Source organism: Geobacillus sp. PK12 (assembly GCF_004123125.1).
In the GTDB taxonomy this organism is placed as follows: domain Bacteria; phylum Bacillota; class Bacilli; order Bacillales; family Anoxybacillaceae; genus Geobacillus; species Geobacillus zalihae.
The window spans coordinates 24,913-45,538 of sequence record NZ_SDKL01000029.1 but is presented as its reverse complement, the minus strand read 5'-3'; the positions used below and the strand labels follow the sequence as shown (position 1 = coordinate 45,538).

The window sequence follows — 20,626 nt, the reverse complement described above, 5'->3', positions numbered from 1 at the left end:
TTATACCCCCTTAAATGTCAACGTCAACGTATGGCGCCCGCTTCGCTCATCGCCTAGCATCAGTTCATAGGAAAGAAAGAGCCGCCCCTTTTTCCGCTGCTCATCATAGTGAAACTCCATGGAGCTCGTTTTGGCCGCCAGCGCCCATCGTCCAAACGCTGTCCCATAATGGCCCGATGTTTCTTGGCGGCGGCGGAACGTTTGCCGCATCTCGACCGCTCCGGAACGAAGGACGGTCACCTCGTCAGGCGCGATTTTCACAATGTTGTTCACCCGCCCGAGTTCGTTTTCTTCGGCAAACTGCAAATAAACGGTTTCCCCTTTTATGTAATACGTGCCATCCGCCTCAAGCACAACCGTCTCTTGGCGCGGACCGTCGCGAATGACAGCCACTTGGCGGAGGCGCGCCGGGATGCCGTTTGTTTCCTTCATATCGATGAACACACCTTTGCGAACAAACAGTCATAATTCATAGTATAATGAACTGTTTCGCTCCATTCAAGAGGGGACAAACCCGATGGCAGATTTCCGCTCCAGTGGGCAAAAAAAGGGACTGACCCAAAAGGTTGTTTTTCCTTAAATAAAACGTACGCTCATATTCCTGCATCTTTTGTCCCACCAAAGAAAAAAGCGCCCCCGCACATTGGCGATTTAGGCGCTTTTTCTCATTTTTCACTTCGCCACCCAGCCAAGCAGCATTTCTCTCACAAGCTTGCTCGCCGTATTGGCCGTTTGTTCGGAATGGTCATAAATCGGTGCAACTTCCACCAGATCGGCGCCAACGACTCGCACGTCGGAGCGGGCGATCTCGTGAATGGCCGAAAGCAGCTCTTTTGACGTAATGCCGCCGGCATCGACCGTCCCAGTGCCTGGGGCATGAGCGGGATCAAGCACATCGATGTCAATCGTCACATACACCGGACGGCCAGCGAGCTTCGGCAACACGGAGCGGAGCGGTTCAAGCACTTCAAACTTGGCGATGTACATGCCGTTTTCTTTCGCCCATTCGAACTCTTCCTTCATGCCGGAGCGGATGCCGAACGAAAAGACATTCGTCGGGCCGATCAAGTCAGCGACTTTGCGGATCGGCGTCGCATGCGACAGCGGCTCGCCTTCGTAATGTTCGCGCAAGTCCGTGTGCGCATCCATATGAATGACGGCCAAATCCGGGTAGTATTCATACACCGCTTTCATGACCGGCCAGGAGACAAGATGCTCTCCGCCAAGGCCGAGCGGAAATTTGCCGGCGTCAAGCACCTTTTTCACGAACTGTTCAATCAGCTCCAAACTGCGGGACGCGTTGCCAAACGGGAGCGGAATGTCCCCAGCGTCAAAGTAGCGGATGTCTTTGAGTTCGCGGTCCAAATATGGGCTGTACTCCTCAAGCCCGATTGACACTTCGCGGATGCGGGCCGGGCCAAACCGCGAGCCAGGCCGGTAGCTGACCGTCCAGTCCATCGGCATCCCGTAAATGACCGCTTCGCTTTCTTCAAAATTCGGATGGCTGCCGATAAACACGTTGCCCGAATAGGCTTCATCAAATCGCATTGCCTGCGCCCCCTTACTTCGTTAAATCCGCGACAAATTTCGGCAAGACGAAACACGCTTTGTGCAATTCTTTCGTGTAATATTTCGTCTCAATGTCATGGAACCGGTCGTCGCTCACAGCGAGCGGGTCGTATTGTTTCGAGCCGAGCGTAAACGTCCAGAGCCCGCTCGGATACGTCGGAATGTTCGCCGTATACAAACGGGTGATCGGGAAAATTTCTTTCACATCGCGGTATACGTTGCGAATCAAATCGGCCTTAAACCACGGATTGTCCGTTTGGGCGACGAAAATGCCGTCTTCCTTCAACGCGTTGGCGATGCCGGCGTAAAACCCTTTTGTGAACAAGTTGACCGCTGGGCCGACCGGTTCGGTTGAGTCAACCATAATGACGTCATACTCGTTTTCGCTTTTGGCGATATGCATAAACCCGTCATCGACTTTCACTTCGACGCGCGGATCGTCAAGTTGGCCAGCGATTTCCGGCAAGTATTTTTTCGAGCACTCGATCACTTTGCCGTCAATTTCCACAAGCGTCGCTTTTTTGACGCTTGGGTGCTTCAGCACTTCACGAATGACGCCGCCGTCGCCGCCGCCGACGACAAGCACGTTTTCCGGATTGGGGTGGGTGAACAACGGCACGTGGGCGACCATTTCATGGTAGACGAATTCGTCTTTTTGCGTTGTCATGACCATGCCGTCTAGAATGAGCATGTTGCCAAACTCCGCCGTTTCGACCATATCAAGTTTTTGGAACGGCGTCTGTTCTGTATGTAAAGTGCGGATGATGCGTGCGGTGATGCCAAAATGCTCCGTTTGCTTTTCGGTAAACCAAAGTTCCATTCGGTAACATCCTTTCTCCGAGCGTTGCTTACTATACAAGTTTTCCTTAGCCAACGAAAAACTAAACATGAAAAAGTATAGAGCAATCTAGCAAAAATGCAAGAGGAACAAGTTTAAAATAAAAAATTTTTTTTCATACTGGTAAGAAAAAGCGGAAAACCTCGCTGGCGAAGCCTTGACAAAAGCAAGGCGGCGCATTCAGCCGGGCGTCCGCCCGCATGTCTAAAACAACGCCAAAACCGTTGAGGTGATGCGCAATGGAACCGATCCCGGGCAGCCGTTTTCGCGGCACGTGGAAATATGTGCGCGCCGCCGTCTTTATCGGCTTTTTTCTCGCCATCTTTGCCTTCGCCGCTCTCGGGAGCTTTGTGTTGTTCGCGAAAATCGAAGGCGCCCCGCCGGTCGCCGTGCCGCAGACGACGATTTTTTATGCCGCTGACGGCAGCAAAATCGGGGAAAGCGACCATGGACAAAAGCGGTACTGGGTTCATCTCGGTGACATTTCCCCGCACGTCATCGAGGCGACGATTGCCGTTGAGGACCGAAAGTTTTACGAACACCACGGATTTGACTTGAAACGGATCGCCGGCGCGGTGCTCGCCAATCTCGAGGCCATGGACAAAGTGCAAGGAGCGAGCACGATCACCCAGCAATATGCACGCAACTTGTTTTTGACGCATGAAAAAACGTGGTCGCGAAAAATCCAGGAAGCGCTGTACACGATCCGCCTTGAAGCCAATTACAGCAAAGAAAAAATTTTAGAAGGCTATTTAAATACGATTTACTACGGCCATGGCGCCTACGGCATTGAAGCAGCGGCTCGCTATTATTTCGGCAAGCACGCGAGCGAGCTGACGCTGAGCGAGGCGGCGATGCTGGCCGGCATTCCGAAAGGGCCGTATTACTACTCGCCGTTTGTCAATGAACAGCGGGCGAAAGCGCGGCAAAAAATCGTGCTCACCTCCATGGTGGAAGCCGGCTACATCAGCCGCGAAGAAGCGGAGCAGGCGTACCGCGACAAGCTCGTCTACGTCCGCCACCGCGAACGAGAGCAGCCTGTGGCCCCGTATTTCCAAGATGTTGTGAAACAGCAGCTGCGCACGAAGCTTGGCCTTGATGAGCGGACGATTGAGCTCGGGGGGCTGCGCGTCTACACAACGCTCGACCGACGCCTGCAGCGAATCGCCGAAGAACAAGTTAAGCAAGTCATCAGTCCCCATTCTGCCATCCAGGCGGCATTGGTGGCCATGGATCCGCGCACAGGGGAAGTAAAGGCGCTCATCGGCGGACGCAACTACGAAGAGAGCCCGTTCAACCGGGCCGTGCAGGCGGAACGCCAGCCAGGGTCGACATTTAAGCCGTTTTTGTATTACGCGGCGATCGAGCAAGGATTCACCCCATCGACCCAACTGCGCAGCGAGCTGACGACATTTACGTTTAACGGCGGCCGATCGTCGTACACCCCCCATAATTACAATGACTACTATGCCAACGGCCCGATCACGCTCGCCGAGGCGCTCGCCGTATCCGACAACGTCTTTGCGGTGAAAACGCTCCAGTTCATCGGCGCCGACAAACTCGTCGACACAGCGAAAGCGCTCGGCATCACAAGCAGATTGAAAGCAGTGCCGTCGTTGGCGCTCGGCACATCGCCGGTGAAAATGATCGACATGGTCGCCGCGTACAGCACGCTGGCCAACTACGGCAAACAAACCGAACCGGTGTTTATTCAAAAAGTCGTGGATGCAAACGGAAACGTGCTATATGAACATAAGCCGGAGAGCCGGCAAGTGCTCGACCGCGACGCGGCGTTTGTGACGACCCATTTAATGACCGGGATGTTCGACCCAAAGCTTAACGGCTATACAACCGTCACCGGGCAGTCCATCATCGATGACATCACGCGTCCGTACGCCGGCAAGTCGGGAACGACGAAAACGGACAGTTGGATGATCGGGTTCGCCCCGCAACTTGTCGCCGGCGTCTGGACCGGCTACGACCGCGGGGAAACGATGGATCGTCCTGCCGAAAGGCAATATGCCAAACAAATATGGGTTCACTTTATGGAACAAAGCCTCGCCGGCGAACCGAAAAAATCGTTCAAACCGACCAAAGGCGTCATCGGCGTCTACATCGACCCGCAAAACGGCAAGCTGGCCACCGACTCCTGTCCGGTGAAACGAAAAACGTACTATCTCATCGGTACAGAACCGACCGACTATTGCACCGACCATTTGGAAAAGAAAAAGAAGAAAAAAGAAGACGGAAAAAGCTGGTTCGAGAAATGGTTCCCATGGTTTTAAACAAGAAAATCCCCTGCGTTTGCCCGCAGGGGATTTTCTTGTCCTAGTTTTCCTGTGTTATACATGTAGATTTAGTTTATCCTTTTTTCCAAACGAGAACAAGCCCTTGCCCATATCTTTTCACAAAACCGTCACATTTCCACTTCCAAATCTTGTTTCAGCTTGTCGCTCGAACGGTTCCACATCCCAATGTCGTGCCCTTTCAAAAAGTCGGCGAGCACCCGTTTTGATTTCGCGTCCATATGATCGACAATAATGTGCCGCTTTAGCGATTTATCGAGCCGGTTCACATGTTCCGGCAATAACTTATAGCCGCGGCGCGCCTCACGGTCGATCGTCATTTCGCACGCCGTCACCCCGGCGTAATACGGGCCGTCTTCACGGCGCTCGATCGTCACCCAGACGATCCAATACGGCTTGCCGTTTGGCACGGCGGAACGGTCCGGCAAAAACTTGATGCCGCGCTCAACAGAGCTGCGGGCATGCATCGCCCCCATATCGACGAACGCTTCGCCCGCTTCGACGTCAATGATGACCGGCGAAACGTTTTCTAAGCTCAACGCCCCGGCGCCAAAGCCGCGGTGCCCGTCGGTCGGATCGTCTTTGATGATATTAAAGCCGATGTTTTTTTTCTTTTTTTGCTCCATTCCGCTTGTTCCTCCTTCCTTACATAAACAAATTGGCGACCAACGACTGCAAATTTTCCAATACAAACGGCAGCGCCACTTGAAACACCGGCTCAATCGTATATCGGTCAAGCGGCGTGAGCACAAGGATAAGAAAAATGAGCGCCCCGTAGTTTTCCCATTGCGTCATTTTCGCCCGCAGCCCATCCGGGGCCAAGTCTTCAATAATACGATACCCATCAAGCGGCGGAAACGGCAATAAATTAAACACAAACAAGACAGCGTTCAAGCTGATAAAAATTTGGAAAAACAGATCAAACCCGGCCGCAAACCAATCCGGCAGCGCCCGCATGATGCCGAAATCGATCATCGCGTACCAAATGACAAATCCAAGCGCGGCAAGCACGAGGTTGCTCAGCGGTCCGGCAACTGACACGAGAATGCCGGCAAGGCGCGGATTTTTGAAATAAAAGCGATTGACTGGCACCGGGCGCGCCCAGCCAAACCCAGCGAGAAAAATCAGCAGGGTGCCAAGCAAATCCAAATGGGCAAACGGTGACAATGTCAGCCGTCCCTCGTTTTTCGCCGTCGGATCGCCGAACTTGTAGGCGACGTATGCATGAGCGAACTCATGCACGGAAAACGCCAGCGCCAGCGTCAACAGCACGTACGGAATTTCGCTTAACGAATACGGCAAAATGTGTTCCACTTGATTAACTCCTTTTCCCCTGTATTCACTATCCTTAGTATACATGATTTACCGCCAAAAGTGGACTGAACTTCACGGTTCCATGGTATAATAAGCGCGACAGCACTCGACAAGGAAATGGGGGAATGATGATGCCGTATGTCACGATCAAAATGCTCGCCGGCCGCACGGATGAGCAAAAGAAAGCGCTGGTGGAAAAAGTGACCGACGCCGTTGTAGAGACAACCGGGGCGAAAAAAGAGAGCGTTGTTGTGTTCATCGAGGAAATGACGAAAGACCATTACGCCATCGCTGGAAAACGGCTGAGCGATGCGGAGTAACAAACGGGGGCGCCATCGGGCGTCCCCGTTGCTTTTTGGAATAAAAACGAATATTATTATAGTTGTCTTTCATATTGTTCGCCTTTAGGAGGTTGCCTATGATTCGTCTTCCGCACCATGCCAGCAATCGCAAAACAGAGTTTCTCGCTGGACTGACGACTTTTTTCACCATGGTGTACATCATCGTCGTCAATCCGGTCATCTTATCAGACGCCGGCGTCCCGTTTGAACAGGCGTTCACCGCCACCGTCATCGCGACCGTCGTCGGCACGCTGTGGATGGCAATATTCGCCAACTATCCGATCGCCATTGCCCCCGGCATGGGGCTGAACGCGTATTTTGCCTATTCCGTCGTCGGCTCGCACGGCGGCATTTCGTACGAAACCGCGTTTTCCGCTGTGTTTGTCGCGGGATTGCTGTTTTTGTTGCTGTCGCTCACCCCGCTCCGCAGCAAGCTGATCGAAGTGATCCCCGACAGCTTAAAACATGGCATCACCGCCGGCATCGGGCTGTTTATCGCCTTTATCGGCCTGCGGCTGACCGGAATTATCCAAGCCCATCCGCAAAATTTGGTCGCGCTTGGCAACTTGCATGCCCCGTCGGCCGTGTTGACGCTCATCGGCCTGGCGGTGACGCTCGTTTTCATGATGCGCGGCGTCAACGGCGCGCTCTTTTACGGCATGGTCGCGACCGGCGTCATCGCCTACGCGACCGGGCAGCTTCACTTTGACAAAGGTATCGTCTCGCTGCCGTCGCTTCCAGAAGGGCTGATCATTACCAATCCATTCGCGGCCATCGGGGACGTCATCGGTCATAGTTTGTACGCGGTCGTCTTCTCCTTTTTGCTTGTCACGCTGTTTGATACGACCGGCACAATGATCGGCGTTGCCCAGCAAGCCGGGCTGATGAAAGGAAACACGCTGCCGCGCGCCCGCGAGGCGCTCTTGGCCGACTCGGTCGCGACGACCATCGGCGCCATGTTTGGCACAAGCCCGACATCGGCGTACATCGAGTCGTCAACCGGCGTCGCCGCTGGCGGACGCACCGGCTGGACGGCGCTCACCGTCGCTGTACTGTTTGTCATCGCGGCCTTTTTCAGCCCGCTGGTTGGCGCGGTCGCCGGGTTATCCGCCATCACCGCCCCGGCGCTCATTATCGTCGGAAGCTTGATGATCAGCAACATCGCCCATATCAATTGGCGCGAACTGGACGAGGCGTTCCCAGCCTTTCTCATCATCTTAAGCATGCCGCTCACCTCCAGCATCGCGACCGGCATCGCGCTCGGCTTCATCTCGTACCCGCTCTTAAAAATCGCCCGCGGCCGCTGGCGCGATGTGCCGTTGCTGCTGTATGTGCTTGCCGTGCTGTTCTTTTTGCAGCTGGCGTTTTTGCCGCATTAACCAAAAAGAAGAAGGAGGTGTCCCAAAAGGATCGGGACACCCTCTTTCGTCTCATATATACGCACTAACCGCTTCTTTCGCACTATATTTTGTGTCTATCCTGAAGACAGACGGCCTTTTGGGTCAACCCCTTTTCGTCTATGGCCAACTGATGATACGTTGAAGCAGCTTTTTCCGCCCGCCTACACGCGGGCTTTGTTGTGGCATCGGCTGCGCAGCGCCTCAATGTACGCGTACGCCTCCTCGATTTCTTCTTCCGTATAGCGCTGCTTGCTTTTTAACACCGCAATTTTCTCTTTCACTTCGTCTTTCGGCAAATGTTCAAAATAAAGCACGGTGGACACAAGTTCCAAAAAACGGGCATTTTGTTCGTTCATCGCTTGCATGCACTCCGCCAAGCCCGGCATGTCCCAGTCATAATGGCGCAAAAACTGTTCGCCCGCTTCGGTCAATGTATAGCGATATTGCATATAACCGCTCTTTTTCTCTTTCACTTCATGCAAAAAGCCGAGCGCGCACAGCTCTTCGATGCGGCATGTCAGCTCTTCCGAATACGGGCCGTAAAAGTGGAAGTCAAACTTCTCATAAAACGGAAAGTCGAGCTTTTTCGCGATGTAGATCATTTTTTGCAGCTTTTTGCGGCCGGCAATTTCCCCGGCGGCCGCCAACGCCTTCATTACTTTCGCATGCTCTGTGAGCACTCTCCGTCATCTCCTAACCCTTTAAAATTTCCATAATCTTTTTCTTCACTGTCCGCTTCGTCGACAAGTCTTCCAGGAAATCAGCTGGGAAATACAGCTTATGGTCGGTGCGCCGTTTCCCGGAAATGGCGTCAACGAGCACCGATTCGCGCGACAGCTCGCGAAGCTCCCCGTTTGGCATCAACAAATAAATCGGAAGGCGCTCGCCTTCCTCGCCCGGCCGGTAAAAGTCATACGGCAAATCCGAGGACGAATCGACGACCAAGTAGTAGTCCGGGTCGATGCCCGCTTTTTTAAACAAACCGGTCAGCTCAATGAGCTTCTCCATTTGCTCGTTCGTCGGATGGAACTCCGTATATTTGAACAGGCGGCGGCGGACAAACCGCTGGCACAGATCGCTTAAAATCGGATCCCGTTCGTATTGCCATTGCTGGAAGTAAAACAAGATGACTGCCTCATCCAGCGCCAAGTAATCGCCAAGCGACACATTGCCTGCAAAAAACGACAAAAAGTGGACCGGCTTCGTCTGAAAACGATACCCCTCTTCATACAGCTTTTTCGCCCGATGCAAAATTTTCGTTAAAATGACTTCCGCACTGCGCGTCACAGGATGGAAATACACTTGCCAATACATTTGGTAGCGGCTCATAATGTAATCCTCGACCGCATGCATGCCGCTTCGTTTGATGACGACTTGGTCTTCGCGCGGGCGCATGACGCGCAAAATGCGCTCCATGTCAAAATAGCCGTAGCTGACGCCGGTGTAGTACGCATCGCGCAGCAAATAATCCATCCGGTCGGCGTCAATTTGGCTCGAAATGAGGCTCACCACAAGCTTGTTCGGGTACGTTTTGGCGATCACTTCCGCCACTTTTTGCGGAAAATCGTCGCCCACTTCGCGCAAGGCGGCGTTCACTTCTGTATCGCCTAAAATGATGGCCTGTGTAAAATCTTCGTGGTCGAGGCGAAACACCTTTTCAAATGAATGGGAAAACGGGCCGTGCCCTAAATCGTGCAAGAGCGCCGCGCATAGGCAAAGAAGGCGCTCGCTATGATCCCAATGATCGCGGCCGACAAACACGTCGTCAATGATGCGGCGGATGATTTCGTAAACGCCGAGCGAATGGTTAAACCGGCTGTGCTCGGCGCCGTGAAACGTCAAATATGTCGTGCCGAGCTGCTTGATGCGGCGCAGGCGCTGAAATTCTTTTGTGCCGATCAAATCCCAAATCACTTTGTCGCGAACATGTATGTATCGGTGCACCGGATCTTTAAACACTTTTTCTTCGTCAAGCTGCCCGCCGGAATACATCGCATCCTCCTCTTCCGTCTCCAACATACATCTATTATACGCCGTTTCTTTTGGCAAAGAAATAGTTGACTTTTTTCTCCGTCTTTCTCCATTATTGACGGAAAAAACAAAAAATCACCTTCTTTCGGCAAAGAAGGTGATTCGTCACCGTTTTTTCAGCTTTTCAGCCACTTTTTCAATCAGCTCATCCTCCGTCAGCGCTGCCACCGGGCGGTTGTTGACGAAGGCGAACGTTTTTTTCCGCCCCGGACCGCAATACGACTGGCAGCCGATTTTAATGACCGCATCCGGATCCAGCTTTTTCAAACGCGGAATCAATGTTTTTAAATTCGGCGCCTTGCAGTCGTCGCAAACGCGAAACTCATTTGCCATTATGCGTCATCCCTTTCTGCAGCGTTTGCTTTGTGTATTCTACCGCTTCCCGAAGAAAATTGCAAGTTTGCGGCCTTTCATTCTTTCAACTTGTCAATCCTGTAAACTTGCAACGTATAAATTCATTTTATTTTGTCCATGCTTTTACTAGCATTGAAAGAAGGAGTGGAGAACAGTGAAACAACGGCAAGACGCTTGGACGGAAGAAGACGATTTATTATTGGCGGAAACGGTATTGCGCCATGTGCGTGAAGGGAGCACCCAACTCAACGCCTTTGAAGAAGTCGGCGACAGGCTGAACCGGACATCGGCCGCCTGCGGCTTTCGCTGGAACGCGGTCGTCCGCCATCGCTACGAAGAAGCATTGCAGTTGGCAAAAAAACAGCGAAAAGAACGGCAACGGCTGCTCGCCAAACAAGGCGGCGCGAAAAAGCGGCGTCTGTACGAGCCGCCGATGCCATCACTCGAGGAGCTGGGAGAGGTGATGCAGCTGCCTGCCGTCATCCCATCCTCCCCGCCGCAACAAGTGACGCTGGATCAAGTGATCGCTTTTTTGAAAACGTTCCAATCCCATGAACGGAAACGGGAGACGCTGATCAAAGAAAACGAGCGGCTGCGCCGCGAAATTGAAGAATTAAAGCAAAAAAATAAAGAGCTTGAAGAAAAGGTTGCGAAATTAGAAGAAAACTCGTCAACGGTGCAAGAAGATTTCGAGACGCTCGTGAAAATCATCAACCGAGCGCGCAAAATGGTGTTAAAAGAGGAAGAAGAGCGGGGGCTGACCTTCCGTATGGACCCGAACGGCAACTTGGAAAAAATAGCAGAATAAACAAAATGAGGATGCCCTATCCATGGCTGCGCCTTGATCGCACTCTCTCCGGTGCGGCCGAGACACGGGGCATCCTTTTTGTCCGCCGGCGGCGTCAGGCGATGAACGCAGGCTCTTCGCCTGCCGCCGGACGGACTGCTTCCCTTACTCCCCTGCTGAAAGCGCACCGCTGAGCGCCGTTTCATTCCGTTCGACGATGCGCGCCCAATACTGCTCATACCAATTCCATTCGCCGTTCTCGAGGGCAGACGAATACAGCTCGCCGCCAAACGACTGCAGCGTGCGCCAAAGGGCGACAAGCAGCTCATCGATCGACAACTCGCAGCCGAGAAGCTCAGACAGCGACGCCATGACAGTTGGGACAACATCGGGGTAGGCGAATTTCGTTTTCTCTCCTTGGCGGCCGAGCTCATAAAAACGGCGAATAAGCTCAGCCCGCGCGGCTCCGCTCCCGTTGACGCAAAGGTAGATTTGCACGGCAACGCCGCCGCGCACGCGCCGTTGCGAAATGCCGGCAAACTTTTTGCCGCCAATGCTCAAGTCATAGCTCCCCGGGCAATACGAACCGACGATTTCCCCCGCCTCAACGCGGGCGCCGTATGAGGCAAGCATGGCGGCCATGAGCGCATACATCGCCTCATACCCTTGCTCGATGGCAATCGTGTTTTTCGTTTCCGGAAAAATGAGCGAAATATTCAACACCCCGCTGTCAAGGACAACGGCCAACCCGCCGGAATTGCGGACGACGACGCGATACCCTTCCTGGCGCAAAAACGAAATGGCCTCATCGATGTACGGAAGCTTCGTATCAGCGGCGCCTAAGACGACGGTATTCTCATGCACCCACGTGCGGACGACCGCATCCGACTGTCCCGCGCCAACCGCGGTGCATAATGCATCATCGATGGCAAACGATTGTTTCGCATCAAACAGCGGACCGAAATGCGACTGGTCGATGACCCGCCATTTCGGCTGCCGCAGCAATTCATGGCTCATCGCAGCAAACCCCTTACGTTGAACGTTCCGCTCTCATTATACCACATCAAATTGGAACGATTACGGCCAGTGAACTACCCGCCACCTACGCTTCGCTTAGAGGTGGAGGCTTCAAGCGACTTGTGCGTGTTCGCCGAACGGTAAGCCACACACAAGAACCCTTTACGCTTCCCTTCGTTCCGAAGGTGTCCGTTCTAGCCATATTCTATCCTATTCGTTGGCNNATCTCCCACCTACTCACTGGGTTACACCCTTCGCGTTCCTTGAGATGGAAGACTTCTTTCGGAAATCCGTTAAAAAAGAAAGCGGCTAAACAGCAGCCAGCCGCCTTCTTTGACACGAATCCATGCATGAAACAAGAGATCGCCCATTCTTTGGCAAAACGAACCGGTTCCGACTCCTCTTGCTCAGTTCGCCGCCTCTTTACTCCCCAAGCGACTGCGCCGCGGTGATGAGCGCGAGCTTGTAGGCGTCTTCGGCGCTGCATCCGCGCGATAAGTCGTTGACCGGCTTGTTCAGCCCTTGCAAAATCGGGCCGACCGCTTCAAAGCCGCCAAGGCGCTGGGCGATTTTGTAGCCGATGTTGCCCGCCTCAAGGCTCGGGAAAATAAAGACATTTGCGTCCCCTTGAATGACCGAGTCCGGCGCTTTCTTTTTCGCCACCTCTGGCACAAACGCGGCGTCAAATTGAAACTCACCGTCAAGGATCAGATCCGGCGCCATTTCTTTCGCCAACCGCACCGCCTCAACGACTTTTTCCGTCTCCGGCGACGAGGCCGACCCTTTCGTGGAAAAACTTAACAGCGCTACGCGCGGCGTAAGGCCGAACATTTTGGCCGTCCGGGCGCTCTCGACCGCGATTTCAGCCAAATCATGACTGTTAGGAGCAATGTTGATGGCGCAATCGGCAAACACATATTTTTCGTCGCCGCGCACCATGATGAACACGCCGGACGTTTTGCCAACGCCTGGCTTCGTTTTAATGATTTGCAAGGCTGGTCGGACCGTATCCGCCGTCGAGTGGGCCGCCCCGCTGACGAGGCCGTCGGCCGCTCCCGTATAAACGAGCATCGTACCGAAATAGTTTTCATCGAAAAGCAACTCGCGCGCCGTTTCTTCTGTCACTTTCCCTTTGCGCCGCTCCACAAACGCCGAAACTAGCTCATCAAACCCGCCGTAGCGGCGCGGGTTGACAATCTCCACCCCTTCAAGCGGCAAGCCAAGCGCCGCCGCTTTCACCCGCACAGCTTGCTCATCGCCAAGGACGATCGGCTGAAGCACTTGCTCCGTCGCCAAACGGCTCGCCGCCGTTAAGATGCGGTCATCGGTTCCCTCCGGAAACACGATTTTTCGACCCGTATCGGTTACTTTCGCTTTTAATGCCGTAAATAAATCGGTTGTCACGATTCATGCCTCCTTCACGGTTGGCCCGCCTGTCTCCAGGCATCAGCCTTTCTCTACATTAAGCATACCGCTTCGATACGAAAACGCAACGATCGTAAGCCCGTCCAATCAATAATTCACCTTTTGGAACAATTCAGTATCTTTTGCTTTATGCACGGACACCCGCTTTTTTGGCCAAACTATGATATAGTGGTACTGTACAATTGATTGAATAAAGGAGTGACGATGATGAGCGAAGCGGCCCAAACGTTGGACGGTTGGTATTGTTTGCACGATTTCCGCACGATCGACTGGAGCGCGTGGAAAACACTTCCAAACGAAGAGCGCGAGGCAGCGATCAGTGAGTTTTTAGCGCTTGTCGACCAATGGGAGACGACGGAAAGCGAGAAGCAAGGAAGCCATGCCGTCTACACGATCGTCGGGCAAAAAGCCGATATTTTGTTCATGATTTTGCGGCCGACGCTGGATGAGCTGCATGAAATCGAAACAGCGCTTAACAAAACGAAACTCGCCGACTATTTATTACCTGCGTATTCGTACGTTTCAGTCGTGGAGTTGAGCAACTACTTGGCGTCCGGCAGCGAAGATCCGTACCAAATTCCAGAGGTGCGCCGCCGTTTGTATCCAATTTTGCCGAAAACGAACTACATTTGCTTCTATCCGATGGACAAGCGGCGCCAAGGCAACGACAACTGGTACATGTTGTCGATGGAACAGCGGCGCGAACTGATGCGCGCCCACGGCATGACCGGCCGAAAATACGCCGGCAAAGTGACGCAAATCATCACCGGGTCGGTCGGCTTGGATGATTTTGAATGGGGCGTCACCTTGTTTTCGGATGATGCGCTCCAGTTCAAAAAGCTCGTCTATGAAATGCGCTTTGATGAAGTGAGCGCCCGCTTTGGCGAGTTTGGTTCATTTTTTGTCGGCACTCGCTTGTCGGTGGAAAAAGTTCCTTCGTTCTTCCATGTATAAAAAAGAGGGGCCCAAACGCGGCAGGGCCCCTTCGCTTATTTTCCTGTTCTTCAAGCAACCGGCGAGCTCCTCCCCCTGAAAGGTCAGCCAAACGAGCGATTTCTTCCGCCGTCATCCCTTTGCACATCATGTTACGGGTCTTTCTTGCGCAACGGGTTTCCCTTTTTGGTCAACCTCCCCTGTTTCTGTCATATCCAGCCCAACTGCCCCATACATATAAATCAGAAATTCCTCCGAGAAATCGTCTGTCTGTCTGTCACCATTTTCCTGTTCCATCAATAGCCTATTACTGTCGAAATTCACAACGACTGAGGTGACGATATGGGTCAGATCGCTCCCTCCATTGTAGCCCACACAGAAGAGGAAGTGAAGTTGTTGGCTCGGCTCATGCGAGCCGAAGCGGAAGGAGACGGGCGGCTTGGGATGCTCATGGTCGGCAACGTCGGCGTCAACCGCGTCATCGCCGACTGCCTTGACTTCCGCGGCATCCGCTCTATCCGGCAAATGGTGTTTCAAAGCCCGGGAGGCTTTGAGGCGGTGCAAAAAGGGTACTTTTACCAACGGGCGCGCGAAGTGGACATCGGCCTAGCCCGCCAAGTGCTCCGCGGTTGGCGCTACCACCCAGCGACAAACGCCCTTTGGTTTTTTAAACCACCTGAAGGTCAACCGTGCCCACCGCAATGGTTTGGCCAGTGGAACGTCGGCCGCTACAAATCGCATTGCTTTTTTGCACCGACTCCATCCGACTGCCCACGTGTCTATTCTTAATATTGAGGAGGGTTCTTTATGCCGAACAATCCAGAAAATCAATTTTATCCACTTGATGAGGAGCAACAATCATTTTATTATTCGCCGTTCGGTCAAGAACGGCAACAACCGTATGCATCCTATCCATACGGCTATCCGTATCCGCAGCCGTACTATCCGGCGGCGTACCCGTATTATTACTATCCGCAAGCGGCTGCCGCTCCAACGATGACACCGGCGACAGCCGCCGCTCCGACGTTCGGTTTGCAGGCGCCGACGTTTACGGCCCCGACACCGATGCCGACCACCACCGGCCCATCGATTCCAGGGATGCTGCCGATTGAAGAATCGTACATTGAAAACATTTTACGGTTAAACAAAGGAAAAGTTGCCACTATCTATGCGACGTTTGAAAACAACCGTGAGTGGAATGCCAAGGTGTTTCGCGGCGTCATTGAAGCGGCTGGACGTGACCATGTCATTTTAAGCGACCCACAAACAGGCACACGCTATTTGATCCCGATGATTTACCTCGATTACGTCACGTTTGAAGGAGAAATCGCCTACGAATATCCGTTTGCCGGTGCTACAGCCGCAACACCGCTTGCTACGTATTCTCCACGCTAAACGGAAAAACTGTCTTTTGACAAGAAGGTTGCCGATGGCAACCTTCTTTTTTTGGTTGACGTGATGGCCATCACAAGCTGCTACTACACGGCCTTATATAATGGTGGTAAATGACACAAAAGAGGTGTCTACTGATGGTTTGGACGTCGCGTGATTTCCTGCTGGGGGTACATCTTATCGCGGCGATCATGTGGGTGGGGGGCGTGGCATTCATCGGCTGGGCAGTGTATCCAGCCTCCCAATTCATGCCGCCTCTTGAGCGCCGGCAATTTTTCCGCTCGCTCATGCAGTGGTCGCATCGGCCGCTCGCCGCGGCAAGTGCCGTCGTCATCGCCACTGGCATATGGCTTGGCACAGCCGCCGGACCGATCAACCGTTGGGCAGATGTATGGCAGACCGCCTATGGCCGTGTATGGCTGACCGCCCTTCTCACAGGCATCGCAACGCTCGCTTGGGGGATGTTCGTCGGCTACCGCAAGGCGATGACGGTGTTTTCCAATGAAGACCTTTGGCGCCAAGCCAATGGCGGTGACGATGCGCCGTTAAAAAAAGCGATGACCTCGATCATTGCCGTTCAGTCGGTCGAAGCGGCCGGATTTGTCGTGCTCATCGTATGCATGCTTTTACTCTCCTAACGGAAACGAGGGGTTCGCATTGCGATATGAACATCGTGAAGAAGATCGGCATTGGGTTTACCGTTTTTCATGGCTTCACTTAATGCGCCCGCCGACATGGAGCGGAACGATCAGCCCTGTGCTGGCCGCCACCGCGCTGGCGGCGAAAAAGGGCGCCGTTCGGATCGAGGTGCTGCTGGCGATGTTAGCCGCCTCTGTGCTGATTCAGTCAGCCGTCAACATGCTGAATGACTATTTTGATCGGTTGCGCGGCCAAGACGATGACAAATGGACGAACGGGCATGGCCATGGACCTGCCCATCGCTCGATCCCTGCCGTTGCTGGCGCCATGCTGGCCGTCGCGGTTGCGTTAGGCGCGTACTTGGCGTGGCAAAGCGATCCAGCCATCGCGTGGATCGGCGCCGCAGCGATCATCTGCGGGATCGCCTACTCAGCCGGGCCGCGTCCGCTCGCCTCGCTCGGTTTAGGTGAGTTGACCGCCGCCGTTTGCATGGGGCCGGTCGTGACCGCACTCGCTTATGCCGTACAAGGGCATGTTCCAGACACCGCTCTGTTTGCCTTGTCCATCCCGTTCGCCTTGCTGATCGCCTCGATGATTTTGACAAACAACATCCGCGACATCGAAAAAGACCGGCCGTTTCGCCGCACATTAGCCATCCGGCTCGGACGGAACAACGCCGTGCGCCTTCTCGGGCTTCTTCTCGTCTCCGCCTACTTGTCCATTGCTGCTTTGATCGTTTGGCATATCGTTCCTTTGCTTGCCGCGGTCACAGGGCTCGCGATGCCGCTTGCCATCCGGCTTCGTCTCTGTTTCCGCCCCGGCGCTAGTCGAACCGAGGAAAGAAGCGGCATGAAATGGGCCGCCCGCCATCATTGGGCCGTTGGACTGTTGTTGACGTTGAGTCTATGGCTTTCGCTATAGAGCGGAGAGGGACGGCGGCAAAAAAACGGAGCGCTCCGCTCCTGCGCTCCGTTTACAACCATTTTAACGCCGCATATCCGATCATCACCCAGGCGACCAAAAAAGCGACGCCGCCAAACGGAGTGATCGCGCCAAGCGGCTTAATCTGCGTTACACTTAATACGTACAAGCTCCCGGAAAACAACACGATGCCGGCGAACATCACCCAGCCCGCCGCACCGATCAGCCCGACATTTGGCGCCTTGCCAGCGAGCAATCCGACAACAAGCAGCCCTAATGCGTGGAACATCTGGTATTGGACCGCCGTTTTCCAAATCTCCAAATAACGATCCGGAATCTTCCCTTCAAGCCCGTGCGCGCCAAACGCTCCCAATGCGACGGCTAAAAACGCATTGAGCGCGCCGAGAAGGACGAATGTTTTCATAGCTGTTCCGCCTTTCTAATGAAAGATTGTTTTCCCTCATTCATCTTCTTTGGCGAGGAGACCCCGACTTCTAAGCGAGAGCGAAAGTCGGGGAGGAATCGCCCTTCCTCCTTTCAATTAACAATGTACTAGCATGCTCAACTCTTTTTAACTTTTTCCAGCTTGCTGAAGCATGCACTTTTGTGCCATCTAACAGCCGAAGGTCAAAATAACCACTGCTTCTTCTGCCAAATATAAAACATTCTTTCCTTTCGTATACCACCTTGTCAAACAGTTGAAACCCTTTGACAAATCGTGGAGCTTTGTTTGATTTTCGTTTTCCGCCTTTTAAGATGGTTGCTTTATGCAATTGACGGTTGTTTTTTCGAACGAATTTTAGAAGATAAACCGTGCCACTTGGCTTGGCTAGTGGATTTCCACTAATACAACGAGCATCCACCATATGAGATTTAGACAGTCCATTAGCAATGCGAATACATTTGGTGATATACCCGTATGTGATATTTGCATGCGAGTATTTTTCTCTTATCCTACTAAACATTGCCCATCGCATGGCGGTCATCTGACTAGCATCCCTCATAGGCGGTCGTTTGCGTTGAAATATATGCTCAAGCCCTTTTTCGTGAATTTCATGGTGGCATGTTTTGCATAGAGTGATCAGATTATCTGGTGAATCACCTCCTGTCTTTCGACTTTCAATATGATGCACTTGGAGAACAGGGTCTTTCTTTTTTCCTTTGCAATATTGACAAGTATGATTGTCTCTGTATAGAACATACTCTCTAACATTCCAAAACCCCATTTGTTCTCCTTGTTGATATTCCACCCCTCGGATATTTAGGTTTTTTAATTTCTGTGTATCGAATGCTGCTACCTCAATAGTGACAGATGTGGCAGGGAGAATATTGTGAACTAAGTCAATCAACTTTATATGCGAGTTGATTTTGTGTTGAATAGATGGTGGTAACCATCCCTCTGGTTTTCTTCTGTTAAGAAATCTGGCTTCTCGGTAGCGAGTCTTTCTGTTTCTTCGACTTCTACGGAACTGTCTCCGTATAGCAAGTAATTCCACAATATCTGTTCGAAGTTGCGCTTCCGCTTCAAACAGCACATCTTTCTTTGTTGTTGCAGAAATTCCTACATGTCGTGTCCCCATGTCAACACCCAATGACACGGGTTGTTTGTAACCACTGCTACCATATAAAAGCTGGATGGTAAAAGGTGTCCTTCTTACTACTTTTGCTTTCTTCTGTTTTAGCAAAAGTCTTGCTTTCCTTGGTGAGCATGGCATGAGTGGTTTTCCATGCTTATTGATAATGTACACGAACAAGACGTGTACCTCCTTTCAGGAGTGAGTTCCTCCTCCCCAATGTTGGAAGGGCTTGTTCGGCAGACAGCACCGCTCCTACCCATCAGAGCTTTTAACCATCTGCGACAGGGTTACGGACTGGAGGAGCATCCGTAAGTGTCATGACCCTTCCAACGTAGCCATTGAATGGCTGAGGGTAGTCAACTAGGGCTTGCCAAGCCCCCACTTCAAAAGCCGTTAGGCTTTAAGTGGTGGGTAGTTGACTAATATAATGGGAATGTTCCCCGACAACAAATTACTAATGAATGTCAGCCACTTCACTCGACAGAACCGGTCAATCGGGAGCGCCACCGGCAAGACCCGCATCCAAGCCGGTGAACCGCTTCTTGTTTTTTGGCGCAAACAAGGACAAGCGGTTTAAAGGAGTTCTGTTGATCAAGAATCCCTGTGGAGAAGGCCGTTCCACGGGGATTCGCTGTCCCACTCTCAGAAATCCAGCAACGACTCTCCGTTCGCCTCATCGTCAATGTCAGGGGAGCGTCCCCCGACAGAAACGGCTCCAAGCGAAAGCCCGCCAGCAACCGAAATCGGCCCGCCGACGACAAGCGGCCCGGCTGCGGCAGACGAAGCGGACGGCTGCGGATGGCTTGTTGCCTCCAACATCAAATCGCATAAAACGCGAATGGCAGCGACATGTTCACGCATCCGCTGCGGGTCATGGGCCGCCTTTGCCTTGCGCAATTCGTCTTCCATTTTGGCGACAACCGCCGCCAAAGAGATCGTCATGATGTCTTCCCCCTTTCTTCATTCAGCGCGGGCGCCGATGTTCTCGATTTGCCAATCGATCGGTTCGCGTCCGTGCTTGGTTAAAAACGCGTTCGTCCGCGAAAACGGGCGATGGCCGAAAAAGCCGCGCGCGGCGGAAAACGGGCTCGGGTGCGGCGCTTCAATAATCAGATGGCGCGGATTCGTAATCCGTTCTTTTTTCTCTTGCGCGTTCCGGCCCCAAAGCAAAAAGACGACCGGATCGTCTTTTTCGTTGACGAGCTCAATGACGCGGTCAGTGAAATATTCCCACCCTTTGCCGCGATGGGAGTTCGCCTGGCCGCGGCGGACCGTCAACACCGTGTTTAACAACAGCACCCCTTGCTCAGCCCATTTGACGAGATAGCCGTTATCTGGTATATAGCAGCCAAGGTCGTCATGCAGCTCTTTAAAAATGTTCGCTAAGGACGGCGGCACCGGCACGCCCGGCTTGACGGAAAAACTAAGCCCGTGCGCCTGCCCCGGGCCGTGGTACGGATCTTGCCCGAGCAGCACGACTTTGACGTTTGCATACGGTGTATAATGAAGGGCGTTGAAAATATCGTGCATATCGGGATAGATCGTCCGCGTCCGGTACTCCTCTTTTAAAAACTCGCGCAGCTTTACGTAGTACGGCTTTTGAAACTCCTCTTCAAGCAGCGGAGCCCAGTCGTTTTTGAGAATCAGCATTGCGAGCAACTCCTTTGCCATCGGCTTTTTCCCTTTTATCATTGTAGCCCAAAAGACACCAGCGTCAAAGCGAAGTGAATGTTCAGATTGAGGCAACCATAGCGAAACCTGTTTCCCCAACAGGAAATGCGC

23 protein-coding genes are annotated in these 20,626 nt (G+C 53.0%); 9 read left to right on the top strand and 14 right to left on the bottom strand.

The genetic code is table 11. The features are described from left to right. The 3 genes from ETR37_RS10490 to speE all read right to left on the bottom strand — a co-directional run bounded on the left by ETR37_RS10490 (window position 1) and on the right by speE (window position 2,389). Window positions 1–432 (bottom strand): YwiB family protein, encoded by a 432-nt coding sequence (locus tag ETR37_RS10490; RefSeq protein WP_011232869.1) that lies wholly within the window; start codon window positions 430–432, stop codon window positions 1–3. 240 nt (window positions 433–672) lie between these two features. Continuing rightward, on the bottom strand, window positions 673–1,548 hold the full coding sequence (gene speB, locus ETR37_RS10485) for an agmatinase (RefSeq protein WP_081132706.1): 876 nt from the start codon (window positions 1,546–1,548) through the stop codon (window positions 673–675). A gap of 13 nt (window positions 1,549–1,561) precedes the next feature. Continuing rightward, on the bottom strand, window positions 1,562–2,389 hold the full coding sequence (gene speE / locus ETR37_RS10480) for a polyamine aminopropyltransferase (protein WP_033006446.1): 828 nt from the start codon (window positions 2,387–2,389) through the stop codon (window positions 1,562–1,564). Between the two features lie 257 nt (window positions 2,390–2,646). Between speE and ETR37_RS10475 the strand changes: the two genes are divergently transcribed. Further along, on the top strand, window positions 2,647–4,692 hold the full coding sequence (locus ETR37_RS10475; protein ID WP_129447227.1) for a transglycosylase domain-containing protein: 2,046 nt from the start codon (window positions 2,647–2,649) through the stop codon (window positions 4,690–4,692). Between the two features lie 131 nt (window positions 4,693–4,823). On the opposite strand, the gene ETR37_RS10470 is transcribed toward ETR37_RS10475, so the two are convergent. Together ETR37_RS10470 and ETR37_RS10465 are read right to left on the bottom strand one after the other, a co-directional pair. Continuing rightward, a complete protein-coding gene (locus tag ETR37_RS10470; protein ID WP_060788143.1) occupies window positions 4,824–5,339 on the bottom strand; it encodes a YwhD family protein in 516 nt (171 codons plus the stop codon). A gap of 19 nt (window positions 5,340–5,358) precedes the next feature. Continuing rightward, window positions 5,359–6,027, bottom strand: a complete 669-nt coding sequence (locus ETR37_RS10465) for a site-2 protease family protein (protein WP_013146641.1) — start codon at window positions 6,025–6,027, stop codon at window positions 5,359–5,361. Between the two features lie 131 nt (window positions 6,028–6,158). Between ETR37_RS10465 and ETR37_RS10460 the strand changes: the two genes are divergently transcribed. Both ETR37_RS10460 and ETR37_RS10455 read left to right on the top strand, forming a co-directional pair. Continuing rightward, complete coding sequence (locus ETR37_RS10460) at window positions 6,159–6,347, top strand: 2-hydroxymuconate tautomerase (protein WP_025949649.1); 189 nt, start codon at window positions 6,159–6,161, stop codon at window positions 6,345–6,347. A gap of 98 nt (window positions 6,348–6,445) precedes the next feature. Beyond that, window positions 6,446–7,747, top strand: a complete 1,302-nt coding sequence (locus ETR37_RS10455) for an NCS2 family permease (protein ID WP_033004744.1) — start codon at window positions 6,446–6,448, stop codon at window positions 7,745–7,747. Between the two features lie 182 nt (window positions 7,748–7,929). On the opposite strand, the gene ETR37_RS10450 is transcribed toward ETR37_RS10455, so the two are convergent. From ETR37_RS10450 to ETR37_RS10440, 3 genes are all read right to left on the bottom strand, one after another. Next, complete coding sequence (locus ETR37_RS10450; RefSeq protein ID WP_013146644.1) at window positions 7,930–8,448, bottom strand: YwgA family protein; 519 nt, start codon at window positions 8,446–8,448, stop codon at window positions 7,930–7,932. A 13-nt stretch (window positions 8,449–8,461) separates the two neighbouring features. Further along, window positions 8,462–9,760: an HD domain-containing protein gene (locus ETR37_RS10445; RefSeq protein ID WP_013524829.1), complete on the bottom strand. Its 1,299-nt coding sequence runs from the start codon at window positions 9,758–9,760 to the stop codon at window positions 8,462–8,464. 144 nt (window positions 9,761–9,904) lie between these two features. Continuing rightward, window positions 9,905–10,132, bottom strand: coding sequence for a YuzB family protein (locus tag ETR37_RS10440; RefSeq protein ID WP_025948348.1), 228 nt, complete (start codon window positions 10,130–10,132; stop codon window positions 9,905–9,907). A gap of 175 nt (window positions 10,133–10,307) precedes the next feature. Between ETR37_RS10440 and ETR37_RS10435 the strand changes: the two genes are divergently transcribed. Beyond that, window positions 10,308–10,961 carry an RsfA family transcriptional regulator gene (locus ETR37_RS10435; RefSeq protein ID WP_033011014.1) on the top strand — a complete coding sequence of 218 codons (654 nt, stop codon included), beginning with the start codon at window positions 10,308–10,310 and terminating at the stop codon, window positions 10,959–10,961. 144 nt (window positions 10,962–11,105) lie between these two features. Here the strand turns inward: ETR37_RS10435 and lipL are convergent, their stop codons facing one another. Together lipL and pta are read right to left on the bottom strand one after the other, a co-directional pair. Next, window positions 11,106–11,957 (bottom strand): octanoyl-[GcvH]:protein N-octanoyltransferase, encoded by an 852-nt coding sequence (lipL, locus tag ETR37_RS10430; protein WP_033011015.1) that lies wholly within the window; start codon window positions 11,955–11,957, stop codon window positions 11,106–11,108. Window positions 11,958–12,380: 423 nt separating this feature from the next. Beyond that, entirely contained in the window at window positions 12,381–13,361 is a 981-nt protein-coding gene (gene pta, locus ETR37_RS10420) for a phosphate acetyltransferase (protein WP_033011017.1), read from the bottom strand. Between the two features lie 228 nt (window positions 13,362–13,589). Here pta and hemQ point away from each other — a divergent pair, with 228 nt between their 5' ends. The 5 genes from hemQ to ETR37_RS10390 all read left to right on the top strand — a co-directional run bounded on the left by hemQ (window position 13,590) and on the right by ETR37_RS10390 (window position 17,267). Then, a complete protein-coding gene (hemQ, locus tag ETR37_RS10415; protein WP_011232883.1) occupies window positions 13,590–14,336 on the top strand; it encodes a hydrogen peroxide-dependent heme synthase in 747 nt (248 codons plus the stop codon). A gap of 321 nt (window positions 14,337–14,657) precedes the next feature. Beyond that, window positions 14,658–15,104 (top strand): cell wall hydrolase, encoded by a 447-nt coding sequence (locus tag ETR37_RS10405; protein WP_011232884.1) that lies wholly within the window; start codon window positions 14,658–14,660, stop codon window positions 15,102–15,104. 18 nt (window positions 15,105–15,122) lie between these two features. Continuing rightward, a complete protein-coding gene (gene gerQ, locus ETR37_RS10400; RefSeq protein ID WP_015376086.1) occupies window positions 15,123–15,710 on the top strand; it encodes a spore coat protein GerQ in 588 nt (195 codons plus the stop codon). Window positions 15,711–15,844: 134 nt separating this feature from the next. Beyond that, a complete protein-coding gene (locus ETR37_RS10395; RefSeq protein WP_014196991.1) occupies window positions 15,845–16,345 on the top strand; it encodes a hypothetical protein in 501 nt (166 codons plus the stop codon). A gap of 19 nt (window positions 16,346–16,364) precedes the next feature. Next, the gene (locus ETR37_RS10390) at window positions 16,365–17,267 is read left to right on the top strand and encodes a prenyltransferase (RefSeq protein WP_014196992.1); all 903 of its coding nucleotides are present in this window, start codon (window positions 16,365–16,367) and stop codon (window positions 17,265–17,267) included. Window positions 17,268–17,319: 52 nt separating this feature from the next. Here ETR37_RS10390 and ETR37_RS10385 read toward each other — a convergent pair whose 3' ends face one another. From ETR37_RS10385 to ETR37_RS10370, 4 genes are all read right to left on the bottom strand, one after another. Next, a complete protein-coding gene (locus tag ETR37_RS10385; protein WP_015376087.1) occupies window positions 17,320–17,691 on the bottom strand; it encodes a DUF423 domain-containing protein in 372 nt (123 codons plus the stop codon). 70 nt (window positions 17,692–17,761) lie between these two features. Continuing rightward, window positions 17,762–19,015, bottom strand: a complete 1,254-nt coding sequence (gene iscB, locus ETR37_RS10380) for an RNA-guided endonuclease IscB (RefSeq protein ID WP_240673893.1) — start codon at window positions 19,013–19,015, stop codon at window positions 17,762–17,764. A 471-nt stretch (window positions 19,016–19,486) separates the two neighbouring features. After that, complete coding sequence (locus tag ETR37_RS10375; protein ID WP_033011021.1) at window positions 19,487–19,786, bottom strand: YwdI family protein; 300 nt, start codon at window positions 19,784–19,786, stop codon at window positions 19,487–19,489. Window positions 19,787–19,804: 18 nt separating this feature from the next. Then, a complete protein-coding gene (locus ETR37_RS10370) occupies window positions 19,805–20,494 on the bottom strand; it encodes a uracil-DNA glycosylase (RefSeq protein ID WP_060788163.1) in 690 nt (229 codons plus the stop codon). Between the last annotated feature and the right edge of the window lie 132 nt (window positions 20,495–20,626).

Bases quoted from the DNA above. Each gene is read 5' to 3' on its own strand.
- ETR37_RS10440 (WP_025948348.1), bottom strand. From the start codon at position 10,132: ATGGCAAATGAGTTTCGCGTTTGCGACGACTGCAAGGCGCCGAATTTA.
- speB (WP_081132706.1), bottom strand. From the start codon at position 1,548: ATGCGATTTGATGAAGCCTATTCGGGCAACGTGTTTATCGGCAGCCAT.
- ETR37_RS10375 (WP_033011021.1), bottom strand. From the start codon at position 19,786: ATGACGATCTCTTTGGCGGCGGTTGTCGCCAAAATGGAAGACGAATTG.
- hemQ (WP_011232883.1), top strand. From the start codon at position 13,590: ATGAGCGAAGCGGCCCAAACGTTGGACGGTTGGTATTGTTTGCACGAT.
- ETR37_RS10385 (WP_015376087.1), bottom strand. From the start codon at position 17,691: ATGAAAACATTCGTCCTTCTCGGCGCGCTCAATGCGTTTTTAGCCGTC.
- ETR37_RS10445 (WP_013524829.1), bottom strand. From the start codon at position 9,760: ATGTATTCCGGCGGGCAGCTTGACGAAGAAAAAGTGTTTAAAGATCCG.
- ETR37_RS10460 (WP_025949649.1), top strand. From the start codon at position 6,159: ATGCCGTATGTCACGATCAAAATGCTCGCCGGCCGCACGGATGAGCAA.
- ETR37_RS10405 (WP_011232884.1), top strand. From the start codon at position 14,658: ATGGGTCAGATCGCTCCCTCCATTGTAGCCCACACAGAAGAGGAAGTG.
- gerQ (WP_015376086.1), top strand. From the start codon at position 15,123: ATGCCGAACAATCCAGAAAATCAATTTTATCCACTTGATGAGGAGCAA.
- ETR37_RS10475 (WP_129447227.1), top strand. From the start codon at position 2,647: ATGGAACCGATCCCGGGCAGCCGTTTTCGCGGCACGTGGAAATATGTG.
- ETR37_RS10455 (WP_033004744.1), top strand. From the start codon at position 6,446: ATGATTCGTCTTCCGCACCATGCCAGCAATCGCAAAACAGAGTTTCTC.
- speE (WP_033006446.1), bottom strand. From the start codon at position 2,389: ATGGAACTTTGGTTTACCGAAAAGCAAACGGAGCATTTTGGCATCACC.
- ETR37_RS10395 (WP_014196991.1), top strand. From the start codon at position 15,845: ATGGTTTGGACGTCGCGTGATTTCCTGCTGGGGGTACATCTTATCGCG.
- ETR37_RS10370 (WP_060788163.1), bottom strand. From the start codon at position 20,494: ATGCTGATTCTCAAAAACGACTGGGCTCCGCTGCTTGAAGAGGAGTTT.
- lipL (WP_033011015.1), bottom strand. From the start codon at position 11,957: ATGAGCCATGAATTGCTGCGGCAGCCGAAATGGCGGGTCATCGACCAG.
- ETR37_RS10490 (WP_011232869.1), bottom strand. From the start codon at position 432: ATGAAGGAAACAAACGGCATCCCGGCGCGCCTCCGCCAAGTGGCTGTC.
- ETR37_RS10470 (WP_060788143.1), bottom strand. From the start codon at position 5,339: ATGGAGCAAAAAAAGAAAAAAAACATCGGCTTTAATATCATCAAAGAC.